We start from the raw sequence: 9,237 nt of genomic DNA on the forward strand, positions 1-9,237 counted from the left end.
GATTAGGCTCTCAATACAGAATAGAGGGAGAGCCTATAGTTGAGACTATTCGATAGTGGCTGAATAGCCTGCAGCATCAAGTAGTTTATCAAGATCAGCTGTGTTGCTTAGCCTGATTTTAGCAATCCAAGCACCTTCATACGGTGCTTCGTTGATTAGTTCTGGCGCATCGTTTAGTGCGTCATTCACTTCAATTACTTCGCCATTAACAGGAGCATAAATGTCAGAAGCGGCTTTTACAGATTCTACTAGAGAAAACTGTTCTGTAGCGGTTACTTCTGCGCCTACTTCTGGTAGCTCAACGTAAACAACGTCGCCTAGTAGATCTTGTGCATGATCGGTAATGCCAACAGTTACTGTACCGTCACCGTTGTCTAAAACCCACTCATGAGAGTCTGCGTATTTTAGGTTATCTGGAATAGTGCTCATAGTATTTATGCCTCTTTAAAAAAATACCCAAGGAGGTTAAGCCTTGGGTATGTGATTTTAGCGGTAAAGTGGGAAGCGTTTACAAAGTTCTTTTACTTCTGCAAGTACGCGAGCTTCAACTTCAGGATTGCCTTCTGGCATATCAACTAAACCGTCAAGTACGTCACTGATAAGATGACCCACTTTTTCGAACTCTTCAATACCAAAGCCGCGAGATGTTGCCGCTGGCGTTCCTACACGGATACCAGAGGTGATCATTGGTTTTTCAGTATCAAACGGAATACCGTTTTTATTGCAAGTAATGCCGGCGCGCTCTAGTGCTTTATCGACTATGTTACCTTTTAAGCCTTTAGGGCGAAGGTCAACTAGCATAAGATGAGTATCTGTTCCACCGGTAACAATATCACAACCGCGTTCGATCAAAACAGCAGCCAAGGCTTTAGCGTTAGCAACTACTTGGTCGATGTAAACTTTGAATTCAGGTTTAAGTGCTTCACCGAATGCAACTGCTTTACCAGCAATAACGTGCATTAGTGGACCACCTTGGTAGCCTGGGAATACTGCAGAGTTGATTTTCTTACCAAGTTCAAGATCGTTGGAAAGAATCATGCCGCCACGTGGTCCACGAAGTGTTTTGTGCGTTGTTGTTGTAACAACATGGGCATGTGGTAGTGGAGACGGGTGAGCGCCTGTTGCAACAAGACCTGCGATGTGAGCCATGTCTACGAATAGGTAAGCGCCAACTTTGTCAGCAATTTCACGGAAACGTTTGAAATCAATAACGCGAGGAATAGCTGAACCACCCGCGATGATCATTTTTGGCTTGCATTCTATTGCTTGTGCTTCGATTGCATCGTAATCGATCAATAGTGTGTCAGGATTTACTTGGTATTGAATGGCATTGAACCATTTGCCAGACTGAGCTGGTGGCGCGCCGTGAGTCAAGTGACCGCCAGCATCCAAAGACATACCTAGGATTGTGTCGCCTGGTTGAAGTAGAGCAAGCATCACCGCGCCATTTGCTTGGGCGCCAGAGTGAGGCTGTACGTTTGCGAATTCACAGCTAAACAATTGCTTAGCACGATCTATAGCAAGTTGTTCAGTAACATCAACCGCTTCACAGCCACCGTAGTAACGACGATTCGGGTAACCTTCTGCGTATTTGTTAGTTAGAACAGAACCTTGAGCTTCTAGAACTGCTTTTGAAGTGATGTTTTCAGATGCAATCAATTCAATACCAGTTTCTTGGCGTTCTTGCTCTTCAACGATTGTTGCAAAAAGCTCTGGATCTCGTTCAGCTAGAGTTTGGCTGAAAAAGGCTTCGGTGTTGACCATGGGGTAATTCCTCTTAAATAAACATGTATGCCCAAAAGACAATGAGTCGTGCGTATAATAACACTAAGGCAGTCTAAGATGATGAAAAAAGATCATCTTTCTAAGAGCGTCAGTCATTGTTCGGTTTACGTCAATTTTGCTTATCATAATCAAAAAGTTTCCAATTGGAAACAGCAAAGGTGAGTCAATTATAAAGTTTGTTTGCCATTAAAGTTGACCGATCATTTAGATTTTTTATTGATATCTATTGGTTTTGATTGTAGATATTACCGAATAAATGTCGCTTAGTGCTTGTCAAAACAAGTTGCTTTTAGATACTCTGTTTCCAATTGGAAACAGACACTATCACAATTTTAATTAAGGTTTTCGTTATGAAACGTACTGCTCTATGTGATCTACATATCGCTTCTGGCGCTAGAATGGTTGAATTTGCTGGCTATGAGATGCCGGTTCAATATCCGTTAGGTGTAATGAAAGAACATTTGTGGGCTCGTGAAAACGTGGGCTTGTTTGATGTATCGCACATGGGGCAGGTGATGCTGCGAGGCGAAAATGTAAAAACTGCACTTGAGGCTATTTTGCCTGTTGATGTACTTGGTTTGACAGAAGGTACGCAGCGCTACGGCATGTTTACTACCGAAAAAGGCGGTATTACAGATGATTTAATGTTTGCCAACTGGGGTGATGACGTTTTCATGGTAGTAAATGCGGGCTGTAAAGAGCAAGATTTTGCCTATTTGAAAGCGTCTTTGGTTGATTGTGAAGTTGATGTTATTGACGATCGATCTTTGCTTGCCATTCAGGGTCCAAAAGCGCGTGAAGTGTTTGCTCGTATTGTTCCTGATGCTTCCACGATGACGTTTATGCAAAGTCTAAAACTTGAGTGGCAAGGAATTGAGCTTTGGATTAGTTGCTCTGGTTACACTGGCGAAGATGGTTATGAGGTTTCTGTTCCAAACGATCATGCTGAAGCTTTCGCTAATGCTTTGTTGGCCTTTGATGAAGTTGAATGGATTGGCCTTGGTGCTCGTGACTCTTTACGTCTTGAAGCTGGCTTATGCTTGTATGGCCATGACATTGATACGACGACGACGCCAGTAGAAGCTTCTCTTAATTGGGCAATACAAAAAATCCGTCGTTTAGAGGGTGATCGTGCTGGTGGTTTCCCAGGTGCAGATATTATATTGCCACAGTTTACGAATAAGCCAGCAAGAAAGCGTGTTGGTTTCTTGGTTGATGGGCGTGCGCCAGTCCGTGAAGGAGTTGAGATCACTGATGCTTCTGGAGAAGTAAAAGGTACAGTAACGAGTGGTGGTTTCTCGCCAACTCTTGCTCAGCCTATTGTCATGGCTTATGTATCGACTCAAGCTCTAGATGCTGACGAGCCGTTGTTCGCTAATGTGAGAGGAAAAAGTATTCCACTGAAGCTAGCTGCGATGCCTTTTGTACCTTCTCGCTATTATCGCGGATAATTAGGTTAAGGTATTATTGAGCTTAGGGCTAAATTAAGCTCAATTTGAATTTCAAATAAAATGCGTTACGCGAAGCCTAGTTCTTTACGTGGCGCGTTTTTGTTTCTTATGTGATAATTCTTTACTTTTGGAGTCTACAGTTGGCAAGTGCGACGCAGCTTGTGGAAGCCTTCAGTGCATGTTTCCTTTCAAGTTTTAATACCCGCCTTATTGGTGGAGCAGATGAACCTCTTTATTTGCCTGCTGAATTAAATGATTCGGCTGCTATATATTTTCGTTTTGATTATCCTTCAAGCGCGCTGCACGAAGTGAGTCATTGGTGTATTGCTGGTCACGAAAGACGATTGCTAGAGGATTATGGCTATTGGTACGAGTCAGATTCACGTAACCTTCAAACGCAAAAAGAGTTTGAGAAAGTGGAGGTGAAGCCTCAGGCAGTCGAATGTATTTTACATTGGTCGGCGGGGCTGCCTTTTCGCGTCAGCGTTGATAACTTGTCTATGCCCGAATATGACTCGAAAGATTTTGAGCAGGCAGTTATGTCTCAGGTTGGAAAGTATATCGTTTCTGGTTTACCTGAAAGAGCTAAGACCTTTTCCAAGTATTTATTGGCGCAACGCCTTCCTGATCAAATATTTAATGAGTTTTTAAAGCGACAGTATGAAAATTATTGCAGATGAGAATATGCCAAACGCGAAAGCCTTGTTTTCGCATTTAGGTAATGTTGAGTTGGTAAATGGTCGAACATTAACGCACGAACAAGTAAAAGATGTGGATGTTCTTTTAGTGCGTTCGGTGACAAAAGTGACACAGGAGCTGCTTGAGGGGAGTTCAGTTCGTTTTGTCGGTAGTGCCACAATAGGTGTAGATCATATTGACTTGGATTATCTTGTTAAAGCAAATATTGCCTTTAGCAGTGCACCGGGATGCAATGCAGAAGCTGTGGCTGATTATGTCTTTAGTGGCTTAAGTCATCTTTATATGACGAAGCAATTCAGCTGGTTAAGTAAAAAAATTGGCGTCATTGGTTATGGTAATGTTGGAAAAACAGTTTATGACCGTTTTTCTCGTATGGGCTGCCAGGTGTGCGTTTATGATCCGTTTAAAGAAGAAGGTGATAGCTCGGCTAATTTTGTTTCTTTAGATGAAATTCTGTTATGTAATGTAATTTCTTTGCATGCTCCTTTAACTAGTGTGGGTGTATATCCGACAAAAGGAATGATTGGCAGTAAAGAGCTTGCCCAATTATCTGCTGGGACTGCTATTATTTCTGCTGGTCGAGGCGGTGTTATTGATGAGGTGGCGCTACTTGAACGACATAGTCAGCTAAATGGAGATCTTCATCTAATATTGGATGTATGGGATGGTGAGCCTTCTATTAATCAAAAGCTGGTTTCTATTGCTGATATCGCAACTCCCCATATTGCCGGTTATAGCAAGCAAGGTCGTGAAAAAGGCACATGGATGGTATATCAGGAATTGTGCCGTCATTTGGAGTTAAGCTCCGATGTTATTAGTAAAAATGATGCTATCAGTACTGGGTGGTTTTCGTCTATTGATATTGATTCGGCAGTATTGCTAGAAGAAATGCTCGCTCGAAGTATTCAAGCAATCTATGATGTTGCTAGAGATGATGTTAGATTGCGATATAAGTATCGAGAAAATAAAGAAAAAAATGTCTTTGACTGGTTGCGAAAGCATTACGTAGAAAGAGATGAATTAAATACTTGTTTGATTCGTGCTAATAATAATGATGCGTGCAATCTTATGGGTGCCGCTGGTTTTTCAGTAGACAATAAATCATGACTAAGGTAGTTGCATGGCTGGAGTAATGCAGGTCGATCTAGGAGATCTTGATGTACCAATAGGGACGAATGTGCAAATTGAGTTTATTTCTCCCCCAGGGCGTTACATGGTGAAGGTTCTTGGTAACATTCCAAAAAGCTCATTGATTGTGTCTTGCCCAAAATTAAATGGAAAAAATATATTGGTGAGAGATAGTCAGGTGGTTAATGTTCGCTTGATGTTGAGCACTCATGTTTGTGCGTTTTCAAGCAAGATTGCCAAAAGTTATATGGAGCCCGCAGCTCACCTCCATATTGCTTATCCAAGTTATGTAGAAACGTCCGAAGTCAGACAGGCCGCTCGTGTTGAGGCTCGTCTTATATCTAACATAGAGCCAAATACTTTATCAACGTCAATTAGCGAATCTTCTTCTGCAATTATCATTGATTTGAGTTTGGGGGGGGCTAAGTTAATATCTAAAGAAGATTTTGGTTCGGTTAACCAGACAATGCGTCTGGCCTGTAATGTTAAGATAGGATCTTATAACCACATTCTTAAATTGGATTGTGAGATTAGATCGCAAGAAATTCAGATGCTTGAGCAAGTTCAGGCTACACTAGTTGATAATGATTTTTTGAGTCGTATGGGGGTGGAGTACTTCTATGTCTATGGCGTTCGTTTTGTGGATGTCTCAAAAGATGTAGGTATTCCGCTAATCGCTTTTATCCTAGAGTCCTTACGTAACAAAACAAAATAACCCCCTGCTTTCTTTATCTTTATTTAACCAACAAAAACGCCAGCATGCGCTGGCGTTTTTGTATTGTAGTGCTTTGATATTAAAGTGCTTGAAGCGCTTTAATGCGATCTTCAATCGGTGGGTGGCTTGAAAACAATTCCCCCATCGTAGGTTTTTTTCCACGACGAATGCCGAAGGCAAGCATAGAATCTGGCATACGGCTTTCTTCGTGCTCTTGTTGTAATCTCGCAAGGGCTGCAATCATTGCGCCTTTGCCTGCCAATCTAGCACCGGCTTCGTCCGCTCTGAATTCGCGAAAGCGAGAAAACCACATAACTATCATAGAGGCTAGGATGCCGAAGATGATTTCAAATACAAATGTCGCGATGTAGTAGCCCCAGCCAACGGAACCTTCATTGTCGTCTTTGCGTAGAAATTGATCGACAGCATAAGCTGCAATACGAGCAAAAAACATAACGAACGTATTAACGACGCCTTGGATAAGAGAGAGTGTAATCATATCGCCATTTGCCACATGACCAATTTCATGACCAAGAACCGCTTTGATTTCATCGGGAGAGAAGCGATCTAGCATTCCACTTGAAACCGCAACTAGTGCATCATTTTTATTCCAGCCTGTCGCGAACGCATTAGCTTCGTGTGCAGGGAAGATTGCCACTTCTGGCATTTTAATCCCTGCTTTTTGTGAAAGTTCTTTGACAGTATCGAGTAGCCATATTTCTTTATGATTACGAGGCTGTTCAATAACCACTGCGCCTGATCCACGCTTTGCCATCCACTTTGAAAGAAGAAGTGAGATCAAGCTGCCCGTAAAGCCAAATACACCGCAGAAAATAAGCAGTGATGTGAAGTTTAGGCCATTGCTGGTCATGTAACCGTTGACGCCTAAAAGACTTAAGACAATACCCGCTACCACCATGACAGCTAAGTTTGTCAGTAAAAACAGAATAATACGCATCACTATGCTCCTTAAAAGACTGTTAAGGAGCATAGTAGGGCTTTATTGGATTATTTCAAGAGAGGATTAGCGCTTTCTCAATCGACCAAGAAACGCAGCAAACCTATCCATGGCGGGTGTTAGTTCTTCAATATGAGGAAGGAATACAAAGCGGACATGATCTGGTGTGGGCCAGTTGAATCCCGTGCCTTGAACTATAAGTACTTTCTCTTCTCGCAAGAATTGTAAAACAAGATCCATGTCATTTTTGATTTTGTACATTTTGGAATCGAGTCTTGGGAATAAGTACAGGGCGCCTTCAGGTTTATGGCAGTGAACGCCCGGGATAGAGTCGAGTGCTTCCCATGCCACCTTGCGTTGTTCATAGAAGCGACCTCCAGGGACAATTAACTCATTTATGCTCTGGTATCCGCCTAATGCAGTTTGTACGGCGTGTTGGGCTGGTACGTTGGCGCACAAGCGCATAGAGCTAAGTATATCTAGTCCTTCTATATAGTCACTTATTCCACTACGATCTCCGGTAATCACCATCCAGCCTGAACGGAAGCCCGCTGTACGATACACTTTCGATAATCCGCCGAAGGTGATGCAGGGGGCTCTTCCTTCTGTCAGTGTGGCAGTAGGTATGTGCTGAGCTTCGTCATAGAGGATTTTGTCGTATATTTCATCTGAAAAGATCAGTAGGTTGTGTTCTTCTGCAAGGTTAACAATAGACTCAAGGATGTCTTTTTCATAAACAGCACCCGTTGGGTTGTTTGGGTTAATAATGACAATGGCTTTTGTTTTGTTGGAGATTTTTGAGCGGATATCGTTAATATCTGGCTGCCAACCTGAACCCTCGTCACACAAGTAGTGTTTCACGTAGCCGCCAGCTAATGTCGCGGCTGCAGTCCAAAGAGGGTAGTCGGGCGCTGGTATTAATATTTCGTCGCCATCGTTTAATAGGCCTTGCATAGCCATAACGATAAGTTCACTGACACCGTTCCCCATCCATACGTAATTTACGTCAGCAGTTTTGATGCCCATGGCTTGGTACTTTTGCATTACCGCTTTTCGGGCTGAAAAAAGACCTTTTGATTCACAGTAGCCTTGAGAAGTTGGTAAGTTACGAATCACATCAACAAGGATTTCATCAGGCGCTTCAAATCCAAATGGGGCAGGGTTGCCTATATTTAATTTGAGTATACGTTGACCTTCTTCTTCCATTCGTACAGCTTCTTTTAAGACTGGACCACGGATTTCATAACATATATTGGCTAGTTTGTTTGATTTACGAATTTGCACCACTTTATCCTTACTGCAGCTGGGCGGAGAAAATACTAACTTTACTCTTTACTTGAGCGCATTCAAGGTGAGTGCTTGATATATAGCTAAAAAAATAGTCTAGATGTGCTTATGTTCTAGATGGGCTGAGTGAGGTGTGGATATTCATAGCAATTAAAAGGCCAAACTGATGCGTCATCAGTTTGGCCTTCTGGTTTTATTTATCTTAGCCTGAAATAGTGCCCCGTGATGGAGTGGGTTTTATTTAAGTAGGGCAATAATATTTGGATCACTTAAGAGGCGATTAACTGTTTGGCTGGCAAGTGCGTTCATGTCGTCTTGGATTGCTTGTTGGTAAGGCATAGTGCCGTACTCTCTAACTTTTTGAGATCCATAGTTGGCTTTATAGGTTTGACCTTTGGCTGCTAATGTTGCCTTTAACTCAAACTCTAAAGTGGCGACTGTCTTTAATGTTTCTACTTTAGTTGTATAACTCATCTTAGTAATTTCAATTTGCAGATCTGCAGCTGGCATTAGTCCTTGGTCTGGAGTGAAGCCCATTTTACGCAAGCCACTTAGTACACTGTCCTTAACGCTTTGTTTTACATCATTTGTTGTGAAAATGTCAGCTCGTTCATTAATGCCTGTTTTAATAGAGCCAACGGCATTGGTCAGTTTTGTGCTGGTGGTCACATCTATAACTCTTTCATTAGAGAGGGTTGCAGTTTTAACGTTTTCTTGTGGAGTGATGCTTATATAGTGCGTTGTAGAGCATCCAGCTAATAAAAGCGTTGAAAGGGATAGTGTTAAAAATAGTTGTTTGTTTAGCATAATAGCTCCGATCAGATTGATTTCTAAAGCGACTTTTTTCTAAGTAGCTTAAATTAATGAAAAAAACTGTTGATTTTCAGATTGGTAACAGTAATATACGCACCCGCTCACACAGCAAGATTAAAACGTTGTCCCATTCGTCTAGAGGCCTAGGACACCGCCCTTTCACGGCGGTAACAGGGGTTCGAACCCCCTATGGGACGCCATCCTTTCACACGGTTGGCTGTATAGTCTACATAAAATTAGTGCTGGATGAGAAGTTTTTTGCGGGAATAGCTCAGTGGTAGAGCACAACCTTGCCAAGGTTGGGGTCGCGAGTTCGAGCCTCGTTTCCCGCTCCACTTTCTTTAAATAGAAAGTTTAAGAAGATAGTTATAGCTCTATAAAAGCTAAATGTGTCCCATTCG

Annotated in this window: 9 protein-coding genes and 2 tRNA genes; 6 read left to right on the plus strand and 5 right to left on the minus strand. The window is 42.2% G+C overall.

Going from position 1 to position 9,237, the window contains the following annotated elements:
• Positions 1-45: 45 nt before the first annotated feature.
• Entirely contained in the window at positions 46-429 is a 384-nt protein-coding gene (gcvH, locus tag CCS02_RS19950; protein ID WP_100185871.1) for a glycine cleavage system protein GcvH, read from the minus strand.
• A gap of 57 nt (positions 430-486) precedes the next feature.
• Positions 487-1,764: a serine hydroxymethyltransferase gene (glyA, locus tag CCS02_RS19955; protein WP_100637512.1), complete on the minus strand. Its 1,278-nt coding sequence runs from the start codon at positions 1,762-1,764 to the stop codon at positions 487-489.
• 371 nt (positions 1,765-2,135) lie between these two features.
• On the opposite strand from glyA, the gene gcvT reads away from it, so the two are divergent.
• From gcvT to CCS02_RS19975, 4 genes are all read left to right on the plus strand, one after another.
• Positions 2,136-3,236, plus strand: a complete 1,101-nt coding sequence (gcvT, locus tag CCS02_RS19960; RefSeq protein ID WP_100637513.1) for a glycine cleavage system aminomethyltransferase GcvT — start codon at positions 2,136-2,138, stop codon at positions 3,234-3,236.
• A 140-nt stretch (positions 3,237-3,376) separates the two neighbouring features.
• Entirely contained in the window at positions 3,377-3,916 is a 540-nt protein-coding gene (locus tag CCS02_RS19965) for an elongation factor P hydroxylase (protein ID WP_100637514.1), read from the plus strand.
• The gene (locus CCS02_RS19970; protein WP_100185869.1) at positions 3,897-5,042 is read left to right on the plus strand and encodes a 4-phosphoerythronate dehydrogenase; all 1,146 of its coding nucleotides are present in this window, start codon (positions 3,897-3,899) and stop codon (positions 5,040-5,042) included. Before CCS02_RS19965 ends, CCS02_RS19970 begins: the two co-directional genes overlap by 20 nt.
• Before the next feature lie 13 nt (positions 5,043-5,055).
• Positions 5,056-5,778, plus strand: coding sequence for a flagellar brake protein (locus tag CCS02_RS19975; RefSeq protein WP_072841656.1), 723 nt, complete (start codon positions 5,056-5,058; stop codon positions 5,776-5,778).
• Positions 5,779-5,857: 79 nt separating this feature from the next.
• On the opposite strand, the gene htpX is transcribed toward CCS02_RS19975, so the two are convergent.
• The 3 genes from htpX to CCS02_RS19990 all read right to left on the minus strand — a co-directional run bounded on the left by htpX (position 5,858) and on the right by CCS02_RS19990 (position 8,692).
• Positions 5,858-6,739 carry a protease HtpX gene (htpX, locus tag CCS02_RS19980; protein WP_100185868.1) on the minus strand — a complete coding sequence of 294 codons (882 nt, stop codon included), beginning with the start codon at positions 6,737-6,739 and terminating at the stop codon, positions 5,858-5,860.
• Between the two features lie 63 nt (positions 6,740-6,802).
• On the minus strand, positions 6,803-8,020 hold the full coding sequence (locus CCS02_RS19985; protein WP_084122593.1) for a pyridoxal phosphate-dependent aminotransferase: 1,218 nt from the start codon (positions 8,018-8,020) through the stop codon (positions 6,803-6,805).
• A gap of 240 nt (positions 8,021-8,260) precedes the next feature.
• Positions 8,261-8,692, minus strand: coding sequence for a YajG family lipoprotein (locus tag CCS02_RS19990; RefSeq protein ID WP_232728926.1), 432 nt, complete (start codon positions 8,690-8,692; stop codon positions 8,261-8,263).
• Between the two features lie 268 nt (positions 8,693-8,960).
• On the opposite strand from CCS02_RS19990, the gene CCS02_RS19995 reads away from it, so the two are divergent.
• Together CCS02_RS19995 and CCS02_RS20000 are read left to right on the plus strand one after the other, a co-directional pair.
• Positions 8,961-9,036: transfer RNA gene (locus tag CCS02_RS19995), tRNA-Glu, on the plus strand.
• Between the two features lie 60 nt (positions 9,037-9,096).
• Positions 9,097-9,171: transfer RNA gene (locus CCS02_RS20000), tRNA-Gly, on the plus strand.
• The last annotated feature ends 66 nt before the right edge of the window (positions 9,172-9,237 follow it).

Origin of the sequence: Marinomonas sp. ef1 (assembly GCF_002806845.1) — a bacterium.
GTDB classification, from domain to species: domain Bacteria; phylum Pseudomonadota; class Gammaproteobacteria; order Pseudomonadales; family Marinomonadaceae; genus Marinomonas; species Marinomonas polaris.

Excerpts from the sequence above, each read along its gene's own strand:
- glyA (WP_100637512.1), bottom strand. The coding sequence starts at position 1,764 with ATGGTCAACACCGAAGCCTTTTTCAGCCAAACTCTAGCTGAACGAGAT.
- CCS02_RS19975 (WP_072841656.1), top strand. The coding sequence starts at position 5,056 with ATGGCTGGAGTAATGCAGGTCGATCTAGGAGATCTTGATGTACCAATA.
- gcvH (WP_100185871.1), bottom strand. The coding sequence starts at position 429 with ATGAGCACTATTCCAGATAACCTAAAATACGCAGACTCTCATGAGTGG.
- CCS02_RS19970 (WP_100185869.1), top strand. The coding sequence starts at position 3,897 with ATGAAAATTATTGCAGATGAGAATATGCCAAACGCGAAAGCCTTGTTT.
- gcvT (WP_100637513.1), top strand. The coding sequence starts at position 2,136 with ATGAAACGTACTGCTCTATGTGATCTACATATCGCTTCTGGCGCTAGA.